The organism is uncultured Campylobacter sp., from assembly GCF_944323605.1.
Classification (GTDB): Bacteria; Campylobacterota; Campylobacteria; order Campylobacterales; family Campylobacteraceae; genus Campylobacter_D.
Window position 1 is genome coordinate 1 of the sequence record NZ_CALUTC010000005.1, and the last position, 25,681, is coordinate 25,681.

General features: G+C 30.4%; 25 protein-coding genes. 12 read left to right on the forward strand and 13 right to left on the reverse strand.

What is annotated here, in order from left to right; all coding sequences use genetic code 11:
• Positions 1 to 81: 81 nt before the first annotated feature.
• The 8 genes from queF to rsmA all read right to left on the reverse strand — a co-directional run bounded on the left by queF (position 82) and on the right by rsmA (position 11,396).
• Complete coding sequence (gene queF / locus Q0J35_RS04065) at positions 82 to 468, reverse strand: preQ(1) synthase (protein WP_297193361.1); 387 nt, start codon at positions 466 to 468, stop codon at positions 82 to 84.
• A gap of 16 nt (positions 469 to 484) precedes the next feature.
• The gene (gltB, locus tag Q0J35_RS04070) at positions 485 to 4,975 is read right to left on the reverse strand and encodes a glutamate synthase large subunit (protein WP_297193363.1); all 4,491 of its coding nucleotides are present in this window, start codon (positions 4,973 to 4,975) and stop codon (positions 485 to 487) included.
• A 111-nt stretch (positions 4,976 to 5,086) separates the two neighbouring features.
• Positions 5,087 to 5,977, reverse strand: coding sequence for a site-specific DNA-methyltransferase (locus Q0J35_RS04075; protein WP_297193365.1), 891 nt, complete (start codon positions 5,975 to 5,977; stop codon positions 5,087 to 5,089).
• A 78-nt stretch (positions 5,978 to 6,055) separates the two neighbouring features.
• Entirely contained in the window at positions 6,056 to 6,835 is a 780-nt protein-coding gene (locus Q0J35_RS04080) for a pseudouridine synthase (RefSeq protein ID WP_297193367.1), read from the reverse strand.
• Between the two features lie 23 nt (positions 6,836 to 6,858).
• A complete protein-coding gene (locus Q0J35_RS04085) occupies positions 6,859 to 7,485 on the reverse strand; it encodes a restriction endonuclease (protein ID WP_297193369.1) in 627 nt (208 codons plus the stop codon).
• Positions 7,460 to 8,614 (reverse strand): Eco57I restriction-modification methylase domain-containing protein, encoded by a 1,155-nt coding sequence (locus Q0J35_RS04090; protein ID WP_297193371.1) that lies wholly within the window; start codon positions 8,612 to 8,614, stop codon positions 7,460 to 7,462. Before Q0J35_RS04090 ends, Q0J35_RS04085 begins: the two co-directional genes overlap by 26 nt.
• 39 nt (positions 8,615 to 8,653) lie before the next feature.
• Entirely contained in the window at positions 8,654 to 10,621 is a 1,968-nt protein-coding gene (locus Q0J35_RS04095; RefSeq protein WP_297193373.1) for a ribonuclease J, read from the reverse strand.
• The gene (gene rsmA, locus Q0J35_RS04100; RefSeq protein ID WP_297193375.1) at positions 10,590 to 11,396 is read right to left on the reverse strand and encodes a 16S rRNA (adenine(1518)-N(6)/adenine(1519)-N(6))-dimethyltransferase RsmA; all 807 of its coding nucleotides are present in this window, start codon (positions 11,394 to 11,396) and stop codon (positions 10,590 to 10,592) included. The genes Q0J35_RS04095 and rsmA overlap by 32 nt, the downstream gene beginning before the upstream one ends.
• 91 nt (positions 11,397 to 11,487) lie before the next feature.
• Between rsmA and Q0J35_RS04105 the strand changes: the two genes are divergently transcribed.
• The 4 genes from Q0J35_RS04105 (at position 11,488) to traF (ending at position 14,835) form a co-directional block, all read left to right on the forward strand.
• Positions 11,488 to 12,033 (forward strand): purine-nucleoside phosphorylase, encoded by a 546-nt coding sequence (locus tag Q0J35_RS04105; RefSeq protein WP_297193377.1) that lies wholly within the window; start codon positions 11,488 to 11,490, stop codon positions 12,031 to 12,033.
• A 16-nt stretch (positions 12,034 to 12,049) separates the two neighbouring features.
• Positions 12,050 to 13,108 (forward strand): 23S rRNA (adenine(2503)-C(2))-methyltransferase RlmN, encoded by a 1,059-nt coding sequence (rlmN, locus tag Q0J35_RS04110; RefSeq protein WP_297193379.1) that lies wholly within the window; start codon positions 12,050 to 12,052, stop codon positions 13,106 to 13,108.
• A gap of 99 nt (positions 13,109 to 13,207) precedes the next feature.
• Positions 13,208 to 13,453 (forward strand): hypothetical protein, encoded by a 246-nt coding sequence (locus tag Q0J35_RS04115; protein WP_297193381.1) that lies wholly within the window; start codon positions 13,208 to 13,210, stop codon positions 13,451 to 13,453.
• 254 nt (positions 13,454 to 13,707) lie between these two features.
• Positions 13,708 to 14,835, forward strand: coding sequence for a conjugal transfer protein TraF (gene traF / locus Q0J35_RS04120; protein ID WP_297193383.1), 1,128 nt, complete (start codon positions 13,708 to 13,710; stop codon positions 14,833 to 14,835).
• Positions 14,836 to 15,014: 179 nt separating this feature from the next.
• Here traF and Q0J35_RS04125 read toward each other — a convergent pair whose 3' ends face one another.
• From Q0J35_RS04125 to purM, 3 genes are all read right to left on the reverse strand, one after another.
• Positions 15,015 to 15,848: a site-specific DNA-methyltransferase gene (locus Q0J35_RS04125; RefSeq protein ID WP_297193385.1), complete on the reverse strand. Its 834-nt coding sequence runs from the start codon at positions 15,846 to 15,848 to the stop codon at positions 15,015 to 15,017.
• Entirely contained in the window at positions 15,838 to 16,674 is an 837-nt protein-coding gene (locus Q0J35_RS04130) for a type II restriction endonuclease (protein ID WP_297193387.1), read from the reverse strand. Before Q0J35_RS04130 ends, Q0J35_RS04125 begins: the two co-directional genes overlap by 11 nt.
• A gap of 87 nt (positions 16,675 to 16,761) precedes the next feature.
• The gene (gene purM / locus Q0J35_RS04135) at positions 16,762 to 17,748 is read right to left on the reverse strand and encodes a phosphoribosylformylglycinamidine cyclo-ligase (protein WP_297193389.1); all 987 of its coding nucleotides are present in this window, start codon (positions 17,746 to 17,748) and stop codon (positions 16,762 to 16,764) included.
• Between the two features lie 58 nt (positions 17,749 to 17,806).
• Between purM and coaE the strand changes: the two genes are divergently transcribed.
• From coaE to Q0J35_RS04165, 6 genes are all read left to right on the forward strand, one after another.
• Complete coding sequence (coaE, locus tag Q0J35_RS04140) at positions 17,807 to 18,406, forward strand: dephospho-CoA kinase (protein WP_297193391.1); 600 nt, start codon at positions 17,807 to 17,809, stop codon at positions 18,404 to 18,406.
• Positions 18,393 to 19,148: a diaminopimelate epimerase gene (gene dapF, locus Q0J35_RS04145; RefSeq protein ID WP_297193393.1), complete on the forward strand. Its 756-nt coding sequence runs from the start codon at positions 18,393 to 18,395 to the stop codon at positions 19,146 to 19,148. Before coaE ends, dapF begins: the two co-directional genes overlap by 14 nt.
• Positions 19,123 to 19,833 (forward strand): glucosaminidase domain-containing protein, encoded by a 711-nt coding sequence (locus Q0J35_RS04150; protein ID WP_297193395.1) that lies wholly within the window; start codon positions 19,123 to 19,125, stop codon positions 19,831 to 19,833. Before dapF ends, Q0J35_RS04150 begins: the two co-directional genes overlap by 26 nt.
• Before the next feature lie 92 nt (positions 19,834 to 19,925).
• Positions 19,926 to 20,477, forward strand: a complete 552-nt coding sequence (locus Q0J35_RS04155) for a hypothetical protein (protein WP_297193397.1) — start codon at positions 19,926 to 19,928, stop codon at positions 20,475 to 20,477.
• Between the two features lie 12 nt (positions 20,478 to 20,489).
• Positions 20,490 to 20,897, forward strand: coding sequence for a DUF4878 domain-containing protein (locus Q0J35_RS04160; RefSeq protein WP_297193399.1), 408 nt, complete (start codon positions 20,490 to 20,492; stop codon positions 20,895 to 20,897).
• Positions 20,876 to 21,487 (forward strand): YiiX/YebB-like N1pC/P60 family cysteine hydrolase, encoded by a 612-nt coding sequence (locus tag Q0J35_RS04165; protein ID WP_297193401.1) that lies wholly within the window; start codon positions 20,876 to 20,878, stop codon positions 21,485 to 21,487. The genes Q0J35_RS04160 and Q0J35_RS04165 overlap by 22 nt, the downstream gene beginning before the upstream one ends.
• On the opposite strand, the gene Q0J35_RS04170 is transcribed toward Q0J35_RS04165, so the two are convergent.
• Both Q0J35_RS04170 and ruvC read right to left on the reverse strand, forming a co-directional pair.
• A complete protein-coding gene (locus tag Q0J35_RS04170; RefSeq protein ID WP_297193403.1) occupies positions 21,482 to 22,528 on the reverse strand; it encodes an ATP-binding protein in 1,047 nt (348 codons plus the stop codon). The two genes, Q0J35_RS04165 and Q0J35_RS04170, sit on opposite strands and share 6 nt — an antisense overlap.
• A gap of 24 nt (positions 22,529 to 22,552) precedes the next feature.
• Complete coding sequence (gene ruvC / locus Q0J35_RS04175) at positions 22,553 to 23,044, reverse strand: crossover junction endodeoxyribonuclease RuvC (RefSeq protein ID WP_297193405.1); 492 nt, start codon at positions 23,042 to 23,044, stop codon at positions 22,553 to 22,555.
• 94 nt (positions 23,045 to 23,138) lie between these two features.
• Between ruvC and dnaA the strand changes: the two genes are divergently transcribed.
• Both dnaA and dnaN read left to right on the forward strand, forming a co-directional pair.
• Positions 23,139 to 24,464, forward strand: coding sequence for a chromosomal replication initiator protein DnaA (dnaA, locus tag Q0J35_RS04180; RefSeq protein WP_297193406.1), 1,326 nt, complete (start codon positions 23,139 to 23,141; stop codon positions 24,462 to 24,464).
• 139 nt (positions 24,465 to 24,603) lie between these two features.
• Positions 24,604 to 25,674, forward strand: coding sequence for a DNA polymerase III subunit beta (dnaN, locus tag Q0J35_RS04185; RefSeq protein WP_297193409.1), 1,071 nt, complete (start codon positions 24,604 to 24,606; stop codon positions 25,672 to 25,674).
• Positions 25,675 to 25,681 lie beyond the last annotated feature (7 nt).

Genomic DNA, 25,681 nt, shown 5'->3' on the forward strand with positions numbered 1-25,681 from the left:
AAAAAAAAAAAAAACTTAAAAAATATTTTATAAAAAAAAAAAAAGGGGGGGGGGGGGGGGGGGTAAAGTAGTTTAAAATTTTTATTTAGGCACTACTATGTCGCTTCTGCATTCTATGCTTGTATAGACATTTCCTCTTGGATTAAATTCAGCTACTAGCTTGATGTATTTTGGTTTTAGCTTATTTTTTAGGGTGGAGTAAATTTCATTTACACTAGCTTCGTGGCTGATGTGTTTATACATAAAAGAATTTATATAAATCTTTATAGCCTTAAGCTCAACTATAAACTTATCAGGTATATACTCAAGCTTTAAGGTGGCAAAATCAGGATAACCACTTCTTGGGCAAAGACAAGCAAATTCAGGCAATGTTATCTTTATAATATAATCATTCTCAGCCTTATTTTCCCAAAGTTCTAGATCTTTTTCAACATCAAATTCTTTTATCTCTTTTTCACCGTATCTCATCTTTTTCCTTTATAAGTCATACCTTACCTTCGCTTAGTATTTTAAAGGCACTAAGTTCTGGTTCTTTTTCATTCTTACAAATTTCAAGAGCTTTTAAAGCTTTTTCGTAATCCCTTGGCATTATCTTAAAAAAATCTTTTTTATCAAATTTTTGCATTATATCCTTAGCTTTTTTCGAATTTGTATATGATATATGTTCTTCAATGATAGCTTTTAGCTCTTTCTCATCGTCTTTACTAAGGTTTTTTATATCAATAAGTTCTTTATTTACATTTGCTTCATTGTGTCTTCCAAAGATATATACTACTCCTCCGCTCATACCAGCAGCAAAATTTACTCCGACATCGCCTAGCACAACGACTATACCTCCCGTCATATATTCACAGCCATGCACTCCTGTGCCAAGAACAACGGCTTTTGCACCGGAATTTCTAACACAAAATCTCTCTCCTGCTATGCCATCTAAATAAACAGAACCGCTGGTTGCACCATATAAACAAGCATTACCCGCTATGATATTTTCCTCAGGACTAAAGGTAGCTTCATCAGAAATTCTAGCTATTATCTTTCCGCCGCTTAAGCCCTTGCCTAAATAATCATTAGTATCGCCTATAATCTCAAGCTTTATACCCTTACATAAAAAAGCACCAAAGCTATTTCCTGCACTTCCTATGGCTGTTAAATTAATCCTATCCTCGCTTAATGCATCTTTACCATAAGTCTTAACTATGTAGCTTGAAAGCATTGTAGCAAAGGTCCTGCTAAGATTGCTTACTTCTAGGCTTAATTTTATCTTTTTATTTTTCTCTAAGGCGCTCTTACAAAGTGGGAGCAAAATTCTATAGTCTATAGTTTTTTCAAGCTTGTTATCTGAAAAACTTTCAAAATGCACAGCACTTTTATTATATGTTGGCAAGGATTTTATGATACTGTCTAAATTTATCTTTGCTAATTTACCGCTTAATTTTTTTTGCTTTAACTTATCTATCCTGCCTATCATATCATCAAGCTTTTCAAAACCAAGTCTTGCCATATATTCTCTAAGTTCCTCGGCTATGAAATACATAAAATTCACAACATCCTCTGGCTTGCCCTTAAATCTATCTCTAAGCTCTCTGTCTTGAGTAGCTATGCCAAAAGGACAAGTATTTAGATGACAAACCCTCATCATAGTGCAACCCACGACAATCAATGGAGCGGTAGCAAAGCCAAATTCTTCAGCTCCAAGCAAGGCGGCTATGGCTAAATCTCGCCCTGTTAAAAGTTTGCCATCAGTTTCTAGCCTTACTCTTTGTCTTAGCTTATTTAGTATAAGTGTTTGATGAGTTTCTGCAAGACCTAATTCCCAAGGAATTCCAGCGTGAGGTATAGATGTCCTAGGACTAGCTCCTGTGCCGCCATCATAGCCTGAAACAAGAATCAAATTTGCACCTGCTTTTGCTACTCCAGCCGCAACCGTTCCTATGCCGCTTTCACTTACAAGCTTAACAGAAATTTTTGCCTTGCTATTTGCATTTTTCAAATCATATATAAGCTGTGCTAGATCCTCTATAGAGTATATATCGTGATGAGGTGGAGGAGATATCAAAGAAACTCCCGGCGTTGAATGTCTTGCCTTTGCTATCCAAGGATAAACCTTAAAGCCCATTAACTGTCCGCCTTCACCAGGCTTTGCTCCTTGTGCTACTTTGATTTGAATTTCTTTAGCATTTACCAGATAATTTATATCAACACCAAATCTCCCACTAGCAACCTGTTTGATAGCAGAATTTTTATTTATACCATCTTTTATTTCATATCTGCTTTCATCCTCTCCGCCTTCACCAGAATTTGACTTAGCTTTTATAGAATTCATAGCTATAGCTAGACATTCATGCACTTCTTTTGAAATAGAACCATAGCTCATAGCTCCGGTTTTAAATCTTTTTACTATTTCATCAGTACTTTCGACTTTATCTATACTTATAGCCTCGCTAAAATCAAAATCCATTAAGTGTCTTAAATTTACAATCTTACTATCTACTAAAGAACTGTATTTTTTAAACTGTTTGTAATCGCCATTTCTGCAAGATTCTTGCAAATGAAATATAACTAAAGGATCAAACAAGTGTTCTTCTTTGTTGCTTCTGTATTTGTGATTGCCTTTAGAATCAAGTGCATTTGAGCTATCTTCAAAGACTTTTTTATGATGAGATATTAATTCTTTTTCTATATCCTCTATATCTATACCTTCTATCCTTGAGCTAACGGAAGTAAAGTATTTTTGCATTAACTTAGTGCTAAGTCCCAAACATTCAAAAATTTGAGCTCCACAATAACTTTGCAAGGTTGAAATTCCCATTTTAGAAGCTATTTTTACTATACCGCTTGAAGAGGCTTTTATGAAATTTGAAACAGCCTTTTCATAGCTTATATTAAGATCTTTTTGTCTTACAAGCTGGTTTATGCTTTCATAAACTAGGTAAGGATTTATGACAGTTGCACCAAAACCAAGCAAACAAGCAAAATGATGAATTTCTCTAGGTTCTGCGCTTTCTATGATTATGCTTACGTGAGTTCTTTTTGATTTCCTAACTAAATAATTATGCAAACCAGAAACAGCTAATAATGCTGGTATATAGCTTAAATTTTCTTTAACACCTTTATCGTTTAAAACTACTATACTAGCGCCACTGTCTATCTCTTTTTCTACTTTTATAAAAAGCTCATCTAAAGCCTTTTCTAGCGAAATTTTACCGTATTCAAACAATAAAGAAAAATCTTTAACCTTAAAATCTTTTAGTTTCTTTATCTCATTTAATTCCTCATTGCTTATGATAGGAAGGCTAACCTTTACTCTTTTGCAGTGGCTTTCGTCTGGCTTTAAGAGATTTCCCTCTCTACCAAGATAAATTCTTGTTGAAGTTATAATCTCCTCTCGTATGGCGTCAAGTGGTGGATTTGTAACCTGAGCAAAAAGCTGCTTAAAATAATTGTAAAGGGGTTGGTATGTATTTGACAACACAGCCAAAGGAGAATCATTTCCCATTGCAGCAAGAGCTTCTTTTCCTGTTCTTGCCATAGATTCAACGCTTTGTTTTAGTTCATCATAAGACCAGGCAAATATCTTTTGAAGCTTTAAAACTTCCTTTTCGCTCAAAAAATTATGTTTATAATCTTTACTTTTCAAATCCTCAAGTCTAACTAAATTTTCAAGCCATTTTTCATAAGGTTTGGCATTTGCATAATGCTCTTTAACCTCATCATCAGATACAACTCTACCCCTTGCGGTATCTACCAAAAGGAGCTTACCCGGCTCAAGTCTTTTTTTTGCCTTTATGTTTTTTTCATCTATTTTTAAAGCACCTGTTTCGCTTGAAAGTATTAAAAAATCATCTTTTGTTAGATAATATCTTGATGGTCTAAAACCATTTCTATCCAAAGACGCACCCATTACAACACCATCAGTAAAGATGATAGCAGCAGGTCCGTCCCAAGGCTCCATTAAGGTTGAGTGATATTCATAAAATGCTCTTTTTTTAGGATTCATATTTGTATTTCTATGCCAAGGTTCTGGTATCATCATCAAAAAAGCTTCTTCTAAAGTTCTACCATTCAAAGATAAAAATTCTAAAGTGTTATCAAACATAGCAGAATCGCTACTTGGTTTGGCTATTATAGGAAATAATTCATCTAAATTCTCAAAATAATCAGACTCCAAAAGACCCTCTCTAGCACTTATAGTATCAACGTTTCCTCTTATGGTATTTATCTCTCCGTTATGTGCCATATATCTATTTGGGTGTGCTCTTTCCCAACTTGGAAAGGTATTTGTAGAAAAACGAGAATGCACAAGAGCTATGGCAGACTTTAAATTTACATCTTTAAAATCTAGATAAAAATCACTAAGTTGAGTTGAAAGCAACATACCTTTATAGACAATAGTTCTTGAAGAAAAACTAGAAAAATAAAATTTAGGGACTAAAGCAGCTTTTTTTTCTATAATTCTTCTTGCGTTATAAAGCACTCTTTCAAATGCCAAGCCCTTATCTACATCTTTTGGTCTTTTTACAAAGGCTTGTAAAAAATAAGGCATAGCAGCTAGGGCTGTTTTTCCTATGTCGCTTGGATTTATAGGCACTTCTCTAAAGCCTAAAAATTCTAAGTTTTTTTCTTTTAAACCATCTAGAAAAATTCTTTTAGCCTCTTCTTTTGCTTCTAAATTCGGGGATAAAAACATTTGAGCTACTGCGTAATCACCTTTTTTAGGCAAGGTAAAACCAAGCTCTAAAGTAGCGAAAAAATCGTGTGGGATTTGTATCAAAATTCCGGCTCCATCTCCCGTATTTTCCTCAGCACCAGCACCGCCTCTGTGTTCAAGCTGCATTAAAATTTCTAAAGCATCGCAAACAACCTTATAAGAAGCGATACCTCTTATATTAACAACGGCTGCTATACCACAAGAATCGTGTTCGAATTTGCTGTCATAAAGTCCGAAATTATAGGAAGTAGAGTGTGAATTTTGCATAATACTTTCCTTCTTGTTTGTTTATTGGCTAATTATATCCAAAAAAGCTTTAGGGATATTTTAAGCATTTTGTAAATTTAAATTCATAAAAACTATGCATAACTTCGCACATTAAAACAATCTCTCTTTGTGAAATTTTTCTATCCTTTTTTGTGCGATGTCAAAATACCTTTTCTCTATTTCAAAGCCTATAAATTTGCGTTTCTCTTGCAAAGCAGCTAGGGCGTGAGAACCAGAGCCTAAAAAGGGATCTAAAATGATTTGATCTTCCTTTGTGAAAAGTTTTATTAAATGTGAAATAAGCTTTATAGGCTTAGGCGTTAAATGCTCTATTTTATCGACACTATCTTTTTTTCGTGCTTGTTTTGATACCTCCATAACATTGCCCGGAAATTTCCCATCAAGGCTTTCTTTGGTATTCATAAGCCCTAGTTTGTATTCACGCCAATTTTGCAAAAAAGTGCCAATTCGTGGCTTTTGTGCTAAGACCATAGGTTCTATTTGAGGCTTTAACTGCGGAGTTTTCATACCTTCTAGCTCTTTAAGCAAAACTTCTTTTTCAACATCACTTAAATTTTTGTCCTTTTTGATGAAATGACTTTGTGAAAAAGCTTTTGCCTGTCCTTCATACTTCCATACTAGCATATCTCTTATCTCAAATCCTGCCTCATCAAAGCTCATAGCCATTCGATGATAAAGCCTTGCTTGAGAAAAGATTATGCAAAAGCCACCAGGTTTTAAAACTCTAAAAAGTTCCTTTGCAATAGGATTCATAAACTCTTGCAACCTTAGCCCTTGCATTCTATCAAATTTCATACCTACGGGTAAGCCACCGATGACGCCTGATTTTTTAGCCTTTGTTTGCAAATTTGTATCATTCCATTCGCTTCCCATTCCATCGATAAAATAAGGCGGATCAGTGATGATACAATCAATACTAGAATCTTGTAAATTTTTGAGTGCAATTTTACAATCTTCATTAAATATTTTATAGCTTTTCATATCATTTAGTTTTATTTTCAAACAACTTTTTTTAGATAAGTCATTGCAATCCTTATAATTAGGACTATAAAAATTAACTTAAATTTTTATGGTTTTTTGCGGTTTTTGCCTTTTATATTCTAAAAAATCTCTTAGTTTTTCATATTCGCTTTTGCTTAAAAAACGGTATTTTCCACTAGCTAGCATACCCAAATCAACCACGCCAAAAGAAACTCTCTTTAGATCCACAACCTCAAGATCAAAGAAAGCAAAAAAACGTCTTAATTCTCGATTTTTACCCTCATTTATAAGAACCTTAAGCTTTGTGTAACCGCCGCTTGAGCCAAGAATTTCATATTCTAAAAAAGGAGATATTTTCATAGAGCTTATCTTTGTTTTTGCGTGGGCTCCTTTTTTTGAATTTACAATTTCAAGCCCATTTTGCATAGCTTCTATAACCTTTTCATTAACGATTCCTCTTATTTTTAGATAGTATTTTCTTTCTAAATCGCTATTCATCAAGGCACTTACAACTTTTACACTATCACTTAGTAAAAGTAAGCCCTCACTAGCATAATCAAGCCTCCCAACAGGCAAAAAAGATGAAAAATGTCTAGGCAAAGAATCGTATATAGTCTTTCTGCCCCTATCATCTTTCTTGCTTACTAGCTCTCCTTTTGCTTTGTTATAAACTATCACGGTAAAAATTTTTTTTTCGTTTATAAGCTTGCCTTTAATGCTTACCTTATCGTTTTTTTTGACGGTATTGTTTAATGAGGCTATTTGCTTATTTATCTTAACAAAGCCAGATTTTATAAGCTCATCAGCCTCACGGCGAGAATATTTGCTATTATGAGAGATGTATTTGTTTATACGCATTTTTAGCCTTGCTTACTCTATGTTTAAAATTTTGTCATTTGCAAATAATTCTTTAAGCTCGAAAGGATAATCCTTAACCTTTTTATCCCAACTTTTTTATCCCAACTTTGTAAATATATATCTAGTATATATCTCATTGCTTCAACTTCACTTCTATTAGCAAATTCCCTATTTTTAGACCAATCACATTGAAAAGGTAAGTTATTACCATTTGGAACTAGTGTTTTGATTCTTTTTAAAGAAGTGTAAAAACAATCTCTAGTATCATTTTTATTTATAACTAAAAAATAATAATCAAAACCTATTTTAAGCTCTTTAACTAACATTTTATGAAAAGTATTCCAAGAAATCGGCATGTTTATAACTCCTGTCAAAGCATAGCCCATACCTAATTTTGAGGAACAATTATCCGCTGCAGAATTATCTAAATCTGAAATTTTAATATTTACATAAATTTTTTCTTTTTCACAAATGCTAAAATCGTACCAAGATCTAATATTTGGTTTTTGTGTATTTGAAAAGTTTTTTAAAATTTTATCAAGAAGAACTTCCTCGCTATTTGCAGAATTTAATCTACCATCATCATTGTTATTATAAAGCAATATTGGATTAGCCTGTAAAAACTCAACAACACTCTCTAAATATCTCATCATCTATCAAAGCCTCCTTTAAAGCTTTTTGTGAAAAAATGTATCTGCCTCCTGTAATAAAGCCCATATCTTGCCAAGGCAAAGAATTTAAAGCTTCTAAAGCCTTGTTTAAATTCATTTTAACCTTTGGAAAAAGTGCTAAGATAGAGCCATCCCATTTTTTACAGTCGTTTATAAAAAAAGGATTTTTGTTTCTAGTCTTGCAGTTTACATAAATTCTAGCTTCATTTTCTCTAAATTTTACAGCCCTACCCCAATGCCACCAAGTATCTTCATCAAATTTTTTAATACCTCGTTTTATTAAAATTTCTTTGTAATTTTCTAAACTTTCATCATATCTTTGATAAATCATTTTTTTCAAAGTTCCTGTTTTAGCGGTTTTTGAAAAAACAAAATTCTCTCCTTTTTCACTCTCAAAACACTCATCTTTTCCACTCACTGCACCAACTTTAATTTCAAAAAAATCCCCCAAAGTTTTTGTGTATATTTTATCGCAAAAAGAGATTATGCCATCTTTTGTAAGCAAATGCTTTTCTCCCTGAAAAGTCTTTGTTTTATAAGAAAAATTTCCCTTTTCGTATCTAAAAATACAAACATTAGGACAGGCATTTTGAAAAAATTTTTCATCGCCAAAATCTAAAAAATGTGTGATTGTGCCATTTTGCAAAAGAAGATCATTAAGCTTTCTTGCAGAAGTAAGCTTTATAAAGTCTCTTGGCACTATGAAGATTAATTCGCCCTTATCTTTTAAATGATAAAAGCACTTTTCTATGAAGTAAAGATACAAATTTGCTTCACATTTTATAATGCTTTTGTGTTTGATGTTTATAAATTGATTATCCACATAGGGAGGATTGCCAATGATAGTATCAAATTTCTCATTTATAGAATAATCAAAAAAATTCATATTTAAAACTCTAGGATCTCTAATAAGCTTTGAATCTATTTCTATGAAAATAGAATCTTCTTTTAAACAGCTTTTAAAAGCTAAATTACCACAACTTGGTTCTAAAAGCCTGCCTTGATTCTGTATAAGAGAAATACATTTTTCAACAAGTATTTTAGGTGTAAAAAACTGTCCTAATTTTTTATTGAAAAAAATGGTTTTTGTCATATCTTTTTTTATCATATAAATATACTTGATACTATAAAATTTTAATTACGCATTTTACATCACAAAAACTGTAGGCACTATTGTAGGGTATTTTTTGATTTTTCTAAAAATATGCTTCCTTAAAACCTGCCTTATTTGAGCTTCTAAAATTCTAGGATTATTTAAAATCTCATCTTTTACATTTTCAAAAAAGTGAGATAAAACCTCGCTTAATTCCTTAGAAAATTCGTTGTTTTGATTATTTGCGACTATGCCATAACTTAAAACTCTTGGTTTTTGTATGAGTTTTTTATTGCTCTTATCAAGTTGTGCTATTATAACAACAACTCCATTGTCGGCTAATTTTTGTCTATCTATAACAACATCATCAGCTATTTGCTTATTGATTTGATTATCAACAAATACCTTTCCAGTCTTTACAGTGCCAACTCTTTTCATATATTTTTGACAAAGTTCTATTTGATCGCCATTACTCATAAGATAAATATTTTTTTCATTTACCCCACATCTTATAGCGGTTTGCCTATGTTTTGTTATATGATTATATTCTCCATGCACAGGTAGAAAAAATTTAGGTTTGCTAAGACAAAGCATAAGTTTTTGCTCTTCTATATTTGCGTGCCCGCTTACATGAATTTCGCTAAATTCTTGATACGCAACCTTAGCACCGGCTTTTAAAAGATAGTCAAGAACGGCACTTATGCTTCTTTCATTACCCGGTATAGCTTTGGCAGAGATTATAATTTGATCGCTTGGTTTTATTTTTATAAATTTATGCTCATCTGTTGCCATTCTATATAATGCACTCATCGTCTCGCCTTGAGAGCCTGTAGTAACTATTAAAACTTCATTATCTTTATGCTTACTAACTTCATCTGCGTCTATAAAAATTTTTCTATCTAAATTTATATAACCAAGCTCCATAGTTGTGTATAAATTTCTTTCCATAGAGCGACCTATAACACAAATTTTTCGTCCATATTTTAAGCCATATGTAATGGCTTGATAAACACGGTGTATATTTGAACTAAAGGTGCTCATTATAACCCTACCTTTTGCCCTTAAAAATATATTATCAAACGTATCTCCAACAGAACTTTCACTTTTTGTATAGCCCTCTTTATAAGAATTTGTGCTATCGCTTAAAAGACACAAAATTCCTTTATCGCCATAATAAGCTATCCTATTTAAATCACTAGGATAATTATCAATAGGAGTATGATCTATCTTAAAATCTCCACTATGCAGTATAGTTCCAGCTTTTGAGGCAATAGCAAGAGCAGAAGCATCGATAACAGAGTGCGTTATATGTATCCATTCTATATCAAAATCACCTATATTGTAAATTTTTCTTTTTTCTATAGGTCTAAAATTTTTTCTTTCGTTTTTTAAACCATGCTCTTCAAATTTATTTGAAATCATACCAAGAGCCATAGGACTAGCATATAAAGGAAAAGAAAATTCTTTATAAAAATACGGCACAGCTCCGATATGATCCTCGTGTGCGTGGGTAATCAAAACAGCTCTAACCTTATCTTTTATCTTTCTTATATAGTCAAAATCAGGTATAACTATATCAACCCCGTGCATACTTTCATCAGGAAAGCTTAAGCCTATGTCTATGATTATAGCGTCTTTGTTTGTTTCTATGACGGTCATATTTCCGCCCACTTCACCAAGACCTCCAATAGGAGTTATTCTTAGCTTGTGTTCTGCATTGTTAGCAAATTTTAATGGATATAATCTTTGCTCGTGTATGATTTTATTTGCTTCTATTGATTTTGACATTTGCACCTGCCAAGGTTCATTACCCATTAAATTTGTTGGTATATTTTTGTTTTTCTTTTTCTTAGGAGTTTGTTTTAGTTCCTCATTTTTTTGCACATCATTAGAATCATCTTTTTTTATAGAATTTTCCAAAGATTTTCTTTTTCTTTTATATTTATACTTTTTACTATTTCTAGCAACTATATTTTCATCAGCTTGTATTTCACTTTTGTTTTGCTTGATTTCCTCGCTCATAATATTCCTTTAAGTGCGTAAAAATTTTAAGATAATCATTGACATCAAGTTGGTGAGGACGAACGGTATTTTCTATACCTAAAGAATTTAAAATTTCATACAAAGAATTTTGCTTGTCTTTTAAATTGCTTACAAGTTGTTTTCTTGGGGACTTAAAACAATCTCTAAGAAAATCCTTAAAAGGCTCTAAGTCAAACAAATCTATAGCTTGCTGCTTTTTTTCTAGCAACATTACAGATGATTTTACCTTTGGCTCAGGATAAAAGCTTTCTTTATCTACATCAAAAAGAACTAATCTTTCGCAAAATAAAGAAGATATGATAGATATTGCACAATATTCCTTTTCACCTCTATTGGCACAGAATTTTTGCACAACCTCCTTTTGTAACATTACCAAAAGCCCTAAGCACTTATTATCTTCAAGTGCCTGTAAAACCAAAGAACTAGCCATATAATATGGCAAATTAGCTACCAAGAAATAATCTCTAGTAGCTAAAGCCCTGCTAAAAAATTCACTGGCATTTAAATGAAATAATTTAAATTCTCCACCCAAAATTTGCTTTTGAAATTTGCTTTCTAAAAATGGAATAAGCTCATCATCTATCTCATAAGCTTCAACCTTGCATTTCTTCAAAAGCTCTTGTGTCAAATCACCTAAGCCAGGCCCAATTTCCACTATGTAATTTACATAATTGGGTATGGCTTGAGTGATTTTGTGTAATACATTCTTATCTTTTAAGAAATTTTGACCAAAATGCTTTTTTGCTTTAATCATCTCTAATTTTACCTAAATTTTATTTAATATTTTGCAAAAATTTAGAAAAAAAGGCTAAAATCTTTTATTTTTTAGAAGCAAAAGGAAAAATATGTCTAATTTAATAGTCTGTGCTGGAGGAAATGAAAATTTTTATTTTGCAAAAGCCTTAGGAATAGGTATGATACAATCCAGTATCAAACTTAGCGAATTATGTATAAAAGAAAATCCTCCTAAAATTATATTTGTAGGAACTTGTGGGCTTTATGACAAAGGAGAGCTTTTACAAATTTATCATAGCTCACATGCTTTTAATATAGAATTTTCCTCTATTAAAGATAAATTTTATAGCCCTATAAAAAATGAAATAAATTTAAATGTTTCATATGAAACATTTAAAAACTATAAAACAAATTCCTCAAATTATATATGTCAAAATAAAAAGGCGGCACAAGAATTTGCAAAGCTTGGTTTAGAGCTTGAAAATATGGAATTTTTTTCTATTCTTTGCGTAGCTAAAAATTTCGGTATAGAAGCAGAAGCTTTTTTATGTGCTACAAATTTTTGCGATGAAAACGCACATAGCCTTTTTATAAAAAATCAAGAGGAAGCTAAAAAAAGATTGACATTATTTTTGCAAGAAAAAAATATAATATAAAGGCTTTTATCTTAAAATGAGAAATTTACTAGACTTTACAAGTGAAGAATTAGCTTTAGAAATAAAACCTAAATTTAGAGTTAAGCAAATTTTTCAATGGATTTATCAAAAATACGTTGATAGTTTTTATGATATGACCTCTTTGCCTATGGACTTTAGAAAATATTTGAGCGAGAATTATTATTTTAAAACATTAGAATGTTTGAGAAAAGAAACAAGTAGGGACGGGAGTGAGAAATACCTTTTTAAGCTTAAAGACGGTGAATTGATAGAAACTGTTTTTTTACCTATGAAAAAGGAAGAAAAATCAAATAATGGAAAAATTTTAAAAGAGGCAAAATTTACTATCTGCGTATCATCACAAGTTGGTTGCAAAAGTGCTTGCTCTTTTTGTCTTACGGCAAAAGATGGCTTCAAAAGAAATTTAAACCCATCTGAGATAGTAGCTCAAATTTTGTATATAAAAAAGGAAAAAAATATACCGTATGAAAAAAGAGTAAATGTAGTTTATATGGGTATGGGAGAGCCTTTGGATAATCTTAAAAATGTAGCAAAAGCTGTAAAAATTTTAAGCGAAAATGATACCTTGGCTATAAGCCCTAAAAGACAGACCATAAGCACTAGTGGCTTAGCCAAACAGATAAAAGAATTAGCAAAGATGGATTTAGGGGCATTGCTTGCAATTTCCTTACACGCTGTAGATGATGAATTAAGAAGCGAATTGATGCCTATAAATAAAGCTTATAATATAGGGCAAATTATGGAAGCTTTAAGAGATTTTCCTATAAACCAAAGAAAAAGATTGATGTTTGAATACTTATTAATAGATGGGATAAACGACAAAATAGAACATGCAAAAAAACTTGTAAAACTTTTAAATGGGATTAATGCAAAAGTAAATTTGATACTGTTTAACCCGCATTTTGGTTCAATATATAAAAGACCAAAAATGGAAAATGCTATAGCCTTTCAAGACTACCTAAGTTCAAAAAGGATAGTATGCACCATAAGAGAAAGCAAAGGGCTTGATATATCAGCAGCTTGCGGACAGCTTAGCAAGAAAGGTAAAGAATGACTATACTAGATATAGTGGAAATTGTATTTATTTTTGCGGTAGTATTTATATCTATAGTAGGGATCATAAAGGTATTACGAGACGAACGGAGAAATTAGTTTGTTTTTATACTATGATATATTTAAAAGCATACATCTTATTTGTGCTTGTTTCATCATAGGATATTTAGCCTATGATATATTTGTATTTTCAAAACTAAAAAATTCCATAAAAAACGAGGAATTTACCGCATTAAAAAGAATGCTGCTGAAAAATAGTGTAAAATTTTTAGCACCAAGCTTTTTAATACTGCTCCTTTCGGGTGCTTTTCTTGGATATTTTCATTCTGAAAATTTTTTTCTTTAGAAAATTCTATACAAAAGCTTATACTTATAAAAATTGTTTTATTATTTTCTCTCATCTTGTGTGTTTCTATATCTTTATCGTGTATATTTTTATTTAAAAAACAAGATCCTTTTAAACAATTTTATCATTACATAGCCTTATTGATTTGTATCTTAGCTTTAATACTTGCTAAATTTGCTTATTTTCTCTAAAATACCATTAAGGAAAAAAATATAAATGTCGATTTAACTTGTAGTTTTTAACAAGGATTTTTCATGAGATTTTTTTTACTCTTTCTTTTGTGTATAGTTAGCTCCTTTGCTTTAGAATTTGAAGAGGTTGGACATAGAGCTTCTACTATGGGAGGTGTTGGAGTAGCTATGAAAAATAACCCCTACGCCATATTTTATAACCCTGCCCTAGCTAGCATAAATGCTAAACCTAGAATGGGATACGCTTTTTCAGGCTCTTTAGGAGAAAAACAACTTTTAGACGTATTTAAATTCGATTTAAACAATATACAAGATATAGAAGCTTTTAATAAATTATTAGACGATAATTTACTTAGCACAAAAGTTCAAGGAGCTTGGGCATTAAAAGCACCTAGCAATCTACTTTTTGGGGATTTGTCAATAGGCTTTATCGTAAATGTATATACGGCATCTACATTCACTGGACAGCTACCAAATAATATAACAGCTATAAATGACCATATAGACTTTAATATAAGAAGACTTGATACAGTCGAGTTGCCAGTATCCTACTCTTTCAATATAGATACTGCTATAGGAAATTTATCATGGGGAGCTGCCCTCAAATTTATGAGTTTCTCAAATGTTCAGGTGAGTAGAAAACTAGGAGTTAATGACTCAAAATCAAGCATACAAAATGATATAAAAACTATAATGAGTGGTTCAGACTCTGTCTCTGATTATAACTATGGTATAGATTTAGGTTTTGCTTATAGCCCGGTGATATTGCCAAATTTTACAATTGGTATAAGTGGAAAAAATTTAAATAGACCTAAATTTAACTTCAAAGAACAAGGGAAAATTACAGCCTTTCCTCAAGCAAGATTAGGTTTGGCATATGAACTAGGAGAGGGTTTGCTTATAGGTGCTGACGCTGATTTAACTAGAAATATTATGCTTACTCCTAGTGGCTCACCTAAACAATATTCGCAAAAAATGGGTATAGGAATAGACGCACATACAGCTTTTTTCAGTGCTAGAGCAGGTTTGGCAACAGATATAATGCAAAAAAATGGTCTGATAATGTCTTTTGGTTTAGGTGTTGGTTTTGTAGATCTTGGAGTATCAGTATCTACAAAAAAAGGCGAAGTTGATGATATGAAATACCCTAGATATTTCTCTCTTCATCTTGGTGGAAGCTATGAATTTTAAAATGTTTCTTGTGAAACATTTTAAAAAAATAAACAAAATCACCATAATAGAAATTTAAAAAAACAAATTTTTAAAATTAGAAACAAGTAAAAAATTATAAAAATAAATGTGGCTTTTTATAATTACTAAAATATATGAACTTTATCTTATTTGAGAAAAGCTATAAAAAATACATTATCTTAAATACACAAACACCTTAAATCTTTAATTCTTGATTCTATATCTTTTTTATGAGAATCTAGCTCATTTTTGCGTGCGATAGACATTTTTATAAACTCATTTTCTTTCTCTATGCCGACAAACTTCCGCTCTAAAAGATTTGCCGCTATACCTGTGGTGCTAGAGCCACTAAAAGGATCGCAAATAAGTGAATTTTCCTCGCTTGCCATTAAGAGTAAGCGAACCAAAAGAGCTAAGGGCTTTTGTGTAGGGTGTTTGCCATTTGCTTTTTCCCAAGGGGCGATAGCCGGGAAGCTCCATACATCACGCATTTGTTTATCGCCATTAAGTTTTTTGAGAATCTCATAGTTGAAAATATGCTTATGTTTATGACTTTTTCTAGCCCAAATAATCTGCTCTGTGGAATGCGTAAGATAGCGACAACTAAAATTTGGTGGCGGGTTTGTCTTTTGCCAAGTAATAATATTTAGAATCTTAAAATCAAGCTTTTGTAAAATTCTACCTAAAGAAAAGATATTGTGGTATGTGCCACTTATCATAATACTACCTGTGGGTTTTAAGGCTTCTTTTGCATTTTGTATCCATTGCGTATTAAAAGAATCTATCTCATCAATATTCTCTCCCTTGTCCCACTGTCCTTTATTTACACTTACAATCTTTCCACTTTGAATACTCAAACCATCATTTGAAAGAAAATAAGGCGGATCGGCAAAAATTAAATCAAACTGCCCCCTAAACTCTTTTAAAACCTCATTGCAATCACCCTGATATAGTAAAAACGTAGAATCTTGGCTTTGGAATGTGGGTAATGTTGGGAGAACTCTACTTGTCATTTTGTGCCTTTTTAGTAAAATCAGATATATTGCTAAGATTATACATCTCTACGCTTTTGTAAGCTTCTTGTAATTTATTTTTTGCAGATAGCCAACCCTGTCCATCACTAATCCAAACAAAGCTTCTATCTTTCAAATTTTCAAATTTTGTAGCTAGTTCCGTGTATGCTCTAGCGGTCTCATTAAGCTTGCTTCCACCGCCTGTATAAAAATTGCATTCTATAAAGTATTGTTTGTTTTTGCTAAACACTACAAAATCAAATTTCTTTATATCTTCACCAAAAACCTTGTGTAAATCTTGAAATTCTTTGATATTAACTTGTTCCCTAAAAGACAGATTTGCTTCCTTGAAGATTCTAGCTATTAAAGATTCCATAGTTTTACCACTTCGATTTTTTCTTGCATTGCTATCAAGCCCAACTTCTATCCCAAATACAAAATCATTCAAATCTTTGATTTTTTTATCACTAAAGACCTCTAGCAATCCACTCTCGCAAATAAAGTTATATATACCTTGTGGTGTTTGCAAAATTTTAAACATCTGTATTTCTAAACCTTGAGAATCTAAAACCTTCTCGTTACTATCACGCACAGCAAGCAAAAGTGGTAATACTTCAAAAGCTTTGCTATATTCTGCAAAAAGTGTAGCGATACACTCTTGCATTTGTTTAGAATCTTTGCCCAATAAAAAATTAAGATGATTGAGGGCAATAGTAATTCTATCGCGATTTGTTAAGCACTTATCCCAATCCACATAAAAACTTAAATTTCTATTTGTAGGTTTTAATGTGCTTATGAAAGATTCAAAAGGTAAAGTATTTTTCATCATTTTCCCAAGTTTTATTTAGTGTATATTTTTATCTTTCTACAATAAACGAAGAATAATATTTACACTATCACTGTAAAGTGTTATTTACTCCAGCACTACGCCTTCATTTAAAACTACCTCGCCTATGATGAAAGCGTCAGAATTTTCAAGCACTTTTGAAACATTTTCAGCACTGACTACAAGCACCATTCCAACTCCCATATTAAAGCTTCTATACATCTCATTTTCATCTACCATTTCGCCTATGGTATAAAAAATATCTTGTGTTTTTAGATGATGTTTTCTTATAACAGCACCTATGCCTCTTGGGAAAATTCTTGGCAAATTTTCAATAAGACCGCCACCTGTTATATGTGCTAAGGCATTTATATATGGTTTTAGTTTTAAAAAATCATTCACATAAATTCTAGTTGGCTCAAGCAAAATATCTATCAGCTCTTTACCGTTTAGCTTATCATTAAAATTCATCTTAAGCTCATCAAAAAGCACCTTTCTAGCTAGGGAATAGCCATTTGAATGAAGCCCGGAACTAGGCAAAGCCAAAAGCAAATCTCCACTTTTTACAAAGGATCTTCTATCTATCTCATCAGCCTCAGCAATACCCACAGCAAAACCAGCTAAATCAAAATCATCTTTAGCGTAAAGTCCGGGCATTTCAGCGGTCTCTCCGCCTATTAAGGCACAGTTAGCTAATTTACAAGCCTTAGCTATGCCCTCAACAACAGAACTTGCCACTTCTATTTCAAGCTTGGAACTAGCATAATAATCAAGAAAAAACATAGGCTTAGCAAAATTACACAAAAGATCATTAACGCACATAGCCACCAAATCTTGCCCTATGCTGTCATATCTTTTGCTATCTATAGCAAGTCTTAGTTTAGTGCCAACTCCGTCTGTTGCGGCAAGCAAAACAGGGTTTTTATATCCGCTTGGTAAGGCGTAAGCACCAGAAAAAGAGCCTATGCCTCCTAGAACATTGTTATCAAAGGTGTTTTTTACAAATGGTTTTATCTTTTCTACAAAGGAATTTCCATTATCTATACTTACACCTGCATCTTCATAGCTTATCATTTAATTTTCCTTAAAACAAAAATGCTATTGTAACAAAAAGAATTTTAAAGCTTAGTAAATGCAAAAAGTATTTTTCGTAACCGCCTCTATAGCTTGTGGCAAATCATCTTTTATGCAAATAGCCAAAGACAAAGGCTACAAAACTGCTAGTGCAGATGAGATAGCACACAAGCTTTTAAATGAAAAAAAAGATGAAATTTATGAACTTTTTAAAAAAGAATTAAGCAAAGATGAGCTTATAAAAAATGGGCAAATAGACAGAAAAATTTTAGGAAAAATAGTTTTTAACAATAAAAATAAACTTAAAAAACTAGAAAATTTTTTGCACCCAAAAATAAAAGATGAAATTTTAAAATTCATAAAAGAAAATGAAAAAGATACAGTTTTCATAGAACTCCCACTTTTCTTTGAAAGTCAAAGATACCAAAATTTAGGATATTCTTTGCTTATATATGCACCCAAAGAAGTTATTTTAAACCGTTTAATGAAAAGAGATAAAATAAACAAAGATGAAGCCATAAAAAGGATATCCTTACAAATGGATATAGAAAAGAAAAGAGAAAAAGCTGATTTTGTTATAGATAATTCAAGCGATCTTAAAAATTTTAAAGAAGCTTGTGATTTGTTTTTTAAGGAGTTAGAAAATGAAAGTCTATAAATATTGTAGCTCTGGGAATGATTTTGTTATTTTTTATTCCAAAAAAAAAGAAGATAGAAAAGAATTTGCAAAAAAAATTTGTGATAGATATAGCGGCATTGGTGCTGATGGTATGATAGTGATACTTGATAACAAAGATTATGATTTTGAATGGGATTTTTATAACTGCGACGGTTCAAAAGCTTCAATGTGTGGCAATGGTGCGAGAGCTGCTGCTATGTTTGCAGTGCAAATTTTAAATAAAAATAAAAATTTAAGCTTTATGAGCGGTGCAGGTGAAATAAAAGCTAAGGTATTTGATAATAATGAAGTTGAAATTTTACTTAGCAAGGCAAAAGATATAAAAGAGGATTTTAGCTTCGAGGGTAAAATTTGGCAAGGTGTCGATACGGGAGTGCCTCATTTGGTGCATTTTTGCGAGGATTTATCTAGCTTTGATTTAAAGCTTTGTAAAAAAGTTAGAGATAAATATAATGCAAATGTAAATTTTGCTAAGATAATTAATAAAAGCTTTATGCAGGTAAGAACTTTTGAAAGAGGGGTTGAAAACGAAACTTTAGCTTGTGGCACTGGAATGGCTGCTAGTTTTTATCTAGCTAGACTTAAAAATTTAGTAGATGATGAAATAACAGTTAGTCCAAAAAGCGGTGAAAAACTTAGCTTAAGACTTGATGATGAAAAAAATATATATTTTAAAGGTATGGTGAGGTTTTGTTTTGAGGCTGATTATAATATTTCTTAGTTTTTTTATACCTCTTTTTTCTTTTGCTATAAATGGAGGTTTTCCAGATGAATACTATAAGCTAGATATAGAAGAAAAAAGAAAAATATTTATAAGCACCATAGATAAACTACTTGATAAGTCTTTTGAAAATATACAAAAAGAAAGAAATTTTGTGGATAATTTTTTTGAAAAAAATTCAAAAACAGGTTTTAGAGAAATCCAAAAAAACGAACTTAACAAACTCATAGAATTAAAAGAAAAATATAGAATAAAAAATTTATTTGATTATAAAGATTATAAAAAAAGAATTGCTACAGTGCCAAAATCAATGGGCATAGCACAAGCACTCGTTGAAAGTGCTACTGGAACGAGTCGTTTTACCAAAGAAGGTAATAATCTTTTTGGAGAATGGACCTGGGGAGAAAAAGGCATCATACCAAAAAAAAGAAGCAAGGGCAAAACACACAAGATAAGAATCTTTGACAGCTTACAAGAAAGTGTTGATTCTTATCTTTTAAATTTAAACAGAAACCACGCTTATGAGGATTTTAGAACTTTAAGGGCTAAATTTATGAAAGAAGGAAAAAAATTAAGTGGCTTAGAAGCCGTGAAAACTCTTGAAAACTATTCGGAAATCAAGGGAAAATATGTAAAAATTTTAACCACAGTTATAAACAAAAACAATCTTAGCACTCTTGACTAATTCATATAATAAATAATTTTTTTAAGCTTACTTTAAAAATTCGTTTTTTTTTTTTTTTATTATAATTAGGAAATTTTTTAAAAGGAGCTTTTATGTCCGTTAATTATCTGCAAGATGAAATGGTGCATTCTGCTAGAAAAAAAGGCATTATTTATATGGTGCTTGCGGTATTAGCTTATTTTGCTGATTTTATACCATTTACTGGAGCTATTTTTGAATTTGTTCTCAAAATAATAGCTTTTATCTTTTTATTTTTGGCTGTTAGAACTATAGCTAAAGCATCGGGCTCTAAAACAATTGTAAGAAATTTATTGATTTACATTGTAAGTGTTTTATTTGGTGTGCTTATATTGTCTTATAAAACGATGTTTGCAATCGGTTTTGGTATTGGAATTTTTATTTTAATTTTAGGCTATATTTTTCTTGTTATTTCCTTGATTTTTGCATATTTACTGTATAAAGAATTAGCAAAACTAAGCTCTGTTAGTTTGTTTTTCATATCCTTTATACTGCTTGCAATAGGTATAGTTTTTGAAATGATACCTTTTATCAGTGCTGTATCTTTTGTGTTTTTATTTTTAGCTTTAATATGCGAATTTATAGCGTGGTTAAAATTAGAAAGTATCAATAAAATTTTAAATTAGAAAGGAAAAAAAATGAAAAAATTTGCGTTCGCACTTTATGTTTGTTTGGCTACTTTTTTTGTAGCTTGTGGTTCTGCTAGTGAGCCTGAGGATATAGCTCTTGAGGTAAATAAGATAATGCAAAGCGGAAATAGCGATGATGCTTCTAAGATAGTAAAATACTTGGATTTGCCTGAAAAACAACAAGATGATGAGACAAAAGAGCTTATTTCTGCCAAATTAAAAGAGGGCATAGCTAAAGAACAAGCAAAAATAGAGAAAAAAGGTGGCTTAAAAGAAAGCAAGATAGTTGAAGTAAAAGAAAGTGGTCAAAATAGAAAAACAGTAAAGGTATTAAACATATATAAAGATGATTCAAATGATAGCTCTAATTTTTCTTTTACACTTAGGGACGGGGAGTGGAAGTTAATACTAAGATAAAATTCTTATTTTCAACAGTAAGCTTAGTTTTGCTTGGCTTACTGTTTTATAAAATTTATATTGATTTTTTTAAAAAAGATATAGAAAATATCTACATTAAACTTGAAAACGATGTAAAAGAAGGTGATTTAATACTTAGACAAGGTTTAGAGCTTGATAGCAGCATAATATCTTTTATGTCTGATTCTAAATTTTCTCATATAGGAATTATAAACTCAACAGAGCCATTAACAATCCTGCACGCCACGACAAATGACAAGGAAAGTCAAAACAAAGCAACTATACAAGATATGAGAGACTTTTTAAAAGAATCTAAAAATATCAAAATTCTACGTTTAAAAGCAGATGAAAAAACTAGACTAAATATACTAAAAGAAGCTAGAAAGCATTTAGGTAGAGCTTTTGTTTTAAGCTCTGATAAAGACAAATTTTATTGCACAACATTTTTAGAAGAAAGCATAAAAGCTTATTTTGATATAGAATTAAAATATACAGATGTAGATTTTAGCCTTTTTAAAGGCAAGTATCTTTTTCCTCAAAGTTTTAATGAAAATGATAGCTTTATAAGCATTTTAGAACTTTATTTATAAGCTTAAAGCCCAATTTTCAAAGGGTAAAACCTCTACCTTAACCCCTTCTTCGTAAAAAATTGTTTCGTTAGATAAGCTTATAAAAATTATATGAAAAATTCCAAGCTCCAAAGCTTTATATACAAGCTTTTTGGCTTTTAAAACGAGCAAATCTACATCAAAAAAATCAGCTGCTATAAAAGCTATTTTCTTATCTTTTAATACAAAATCAAAATGCTTATTATAAAAAATTTCTTCTTTGAATTTAAAAAGCTCACACAAAATAGCATTAGCAAAAAGTTTTTTAAAATCTTTTTGTAAGCATAGTGCATTTTTAAATGCAAAATCACTAAAATACACTTTTTTTAAAGCCTTATCACTATGTTTTACAAAATGTAAAATATATCTATTTTCAAGCTCAGATACTGCTTTGTAAATGCCATCTTTAGAAAGCTTCATATTTTTTTTAAGTCTTGTATAAAGCTCATTTATGCTAAACTCAAGCCCCAAATTTAAAGCAACATATTTTAAAATTTCAAGCTCTAAATTTGAAAAAGAATTGCTTAAATAATCATTTAAAAAACCATTCTGCTCGTTCTTTAAACAACGACCTATTTGAAAATAAGTGCCTAGCTGTGGATTTTTTTTGCTAAGACTTAAAAATTCCTCAAAATCCAAAAAATCAAGCCAAATTTCTTCAAAAAAATCAATTTTCACAGATGCAAATTCCGTGCATATTATTATTTGATAGCTATCTATAAGATTTGAAAAATTGAATGTGAAATTCTCATTCACACCGTAAAAAATTATAATTTTTATGATTTTATTTTTTAAAAAATCATCTAAGAACAACAAGGAATCTTCTTTGAATCTCAAGTCCTTAAAATTTAAAAATAAAATTTCCTTTTTATCAAAATTTTTAAGATAAGAAAGCAGCAAACTCCTCTTACCACTATGCCTAGCACCTTTTATTATAAGATTTTTAGAATTTATTTCTTGTTTTCTCTCAATAGCATTTTTAAAATCAAGCTCTTCTTCATAAAAAAAATCAAGTATTTTCATTAATCTGCTTTATAAGAATAATTATCAAACCTTGTCTTTTTTAAATCTTAAATTTGCACAGTGCGTGAGTGCAACAGCTATGGCATCTGTTATATCAAGGGGCTTTATGTCCTTGCTTATTCCTAAAAGCTTTTTTACCATAAAAGCTACTTGTTCTTTACTAGCTTTTGCTTTGCCTGTAACTGTTTTTTTGATTTGTAAAGGAGTGTATTCGCTAAATTCACCGTGAATTTGTAAAATTTTAAGGCTTAAAGCACCTCTAAATTGTGCTAATTTCAAAACTGTTTTTGGATTATACGCAAAAAATATATCCTCTATAGCTACCTCATCAAATTTATAAGTCTTAAAAATAAGATCAAGCCCCTCACAAAGCTCCGTAATTTGATATTGTAAAGAACTTGGTTTTATTTTTATCAAACCAGCTTCTATGAGTGAATTTTTGCCATTATTAGATTCCAAAACACAGTATCCACAAAATCTAGACCCAGGATCTATGCCTAAAATTCTCAAAAACAATTTTCCTTTTTTTGCTTAAAATTTGAGATATTTTAACCAATTTTTATAAATTTTAAGATAGAATTTAAATTTTACAAATCAAGGGTTATAATAAATGGATACAAGAGAAATCTTAAATGCTTTTAAAGAGGAAATTTCTGCAAAAGAATTTGATAATTTTATAAGTGTTTTAAGATTAAATGAAAAGCTTACTAAGCCTGATTATATAGTATTTAACGCACCAAATGATATAATTGCTAAATTTATACAAACTAGATATGCTGACAAAATTTCTTATTATTATGAAGTTAAAAGTGGAAATAAAGCAAAGATAAGCATACAAAGTCAAAATCAAAACAAAAAATCAGCTAAAGTAGCGTATTTTCAAAATCCGCTAATGCAGGTTCAAGGTGATGTATTGATTCCAGAATATACTTTTGAAAGTTTTATAGTTGGTTCATCAAACGAATATGCCTATAATGTATGCAAAGCGGTAAGTGATAAAAAAAATTTAGGTAAATTATACAACCCTATTTTTATATATGGTCCTACAGGACTTGGAAAAACTCATCTTATACAAGCCGTTGGAAATGCTTGTATAAAATTTGGAAAAAGGGTTATAAATGTGGTTAGTTCTAAATTTGCTAACGATTTTTCATACCATTTACAAAATAAAATAATGGATAAATTTAGAGAAAAATATACAAATTGTGACCTCTTACTAATAGATGATGTGCAATTTCTAGGGAAAACTGATAGCATACAAGATGAATTTTTCTCTGTATTTAACGAAATAAAAAGCAAAGACGCTCAAATAATAATAACAAGCGATAATCCTCCAAATATGTTAAAAGGAATAACAGAGCGTTTAAAATCAAGATTTGCAAACGGTATAATAGCAGATATTACCCCTCCTGAACTTGATACAAAAAAAGCAATTATAAGTAAAAAATGTGAAATGAATGATATAAAGCTTGAAGAAGAGATTATATCTTATATAGCTACCTCAATGGGAGATAATATAAGAGAAATAGAAGGTATGATAACAAATATCAACGCGTATTCAAAACTTATGGGGCTTGATGTAAATTTAGATATAGCTAAAATGATGATGAAGGATCACATAAAAGAAAGTAAAGATAATATATCAATAGATGATATATTTAATACAGTTTGCAAAGAATTTAACGTAAAAACAAATGATGTAAAATCAAACAAAAAAACAAAAAACATAGTTATGATAAAAAGGATAATAATATATCTAGCAAGAGAATTAACAGCTATATCAACTCCACAACTTGCTAAAATTTTTCAAATGAAAGATCACACTTCAATTTCACATAATATAAAAAAAATAAAAGAAGATATAATAAATGATAACAATCTTAAGGCTAGAATAGATGAGTTAAAGAATAAAATTTTGATAAAAAAACAGGAATGACTTGTGAAATTATGTGAAAAATTATAAAATAAATTTCACATAATTTTTGCGTTGTATTAGGTGCTTTTGATATATTTTCACATTTTCACTAGCACTTACTAATACTACTAAATTTAAAAATAAATATAAGGGAGAAAAAATGAAATTAAGTATAAATAAAAATACTTTAGAATCAGCGATAATGCTATGCAATGCTTATGTAGAAAAAAAAGACATAACAGCTATAAATTCTCATTTTCTATTTGAAGCAAGTGAGGATAAACTAATAATAAAGGCAACAGATTATGAAATAGGCTTAACATACAAGATTAAAAAAATAAACATAGAAAGACAAGGTTTTGCAACAGTAAATGCTAAAAATATGATAGATATGATAAAAAATCTAAACAATGAAGATTTGATATTAGAAACTATAGATAGTTCTTTATTTATAAGACAAAAAAATACAAAATATAAACTTTCTATGTTTGATCACGAGGATTTCCCAAAATTTCCAAACACAAATGATAAAAATAAACTTGACATAGATTCAAATGATTTAAGTAGAAGTCTTAAAAAAATATTTCCAGCTATAGATAATCAAAACCCAAAATATTCACTAAATGGTGCGTTAATAGATATAAAAAATGACAAAATAAATTTCGTAGGTTCAGATACCAAAAGGCTTGCTATATACACTTTAGAAAAAACAAATGATAAAGAATTAGCTATAAGCATACCAAAAAAAGCAATATCAGAAATGCAAAAACTATTCTATGAAAAAATAGAAATTTTTTATGATGAAAATATACTCATAGCTAAAAATGAGAATTTCGAATTCTATACAAAGCTAATAAATGATAAATTTCCTGACTATGAAAAGGCTATACCAAAGAGTTTAAACACAAATTTGGTGCTAAATACAGAAGAATTTATAAATAGTTTAAAAATAATGAATGTTGTTGCTAAAAAGATAAAGGTGAATTTCTCTAAAAATAAAATAAGTTTTGAAGGAAGTGGGGATAATAATTCAGCTGAAGCCAAAACAGAAATACAAAGAGAAATAGACATAAAAGAAGATTTTTCACTAAATATACAGGTTGAGTTTTTTATGGATTTCTTAAATTCAATAGAAACAGAAGAATTTGAACTAAAAATAAATGAGCCTAACTTAGCCTTTATACTTTCATCACAAGAATTAAAAACAATAGTAATGCCAGTTATTTTATAAGGAATAT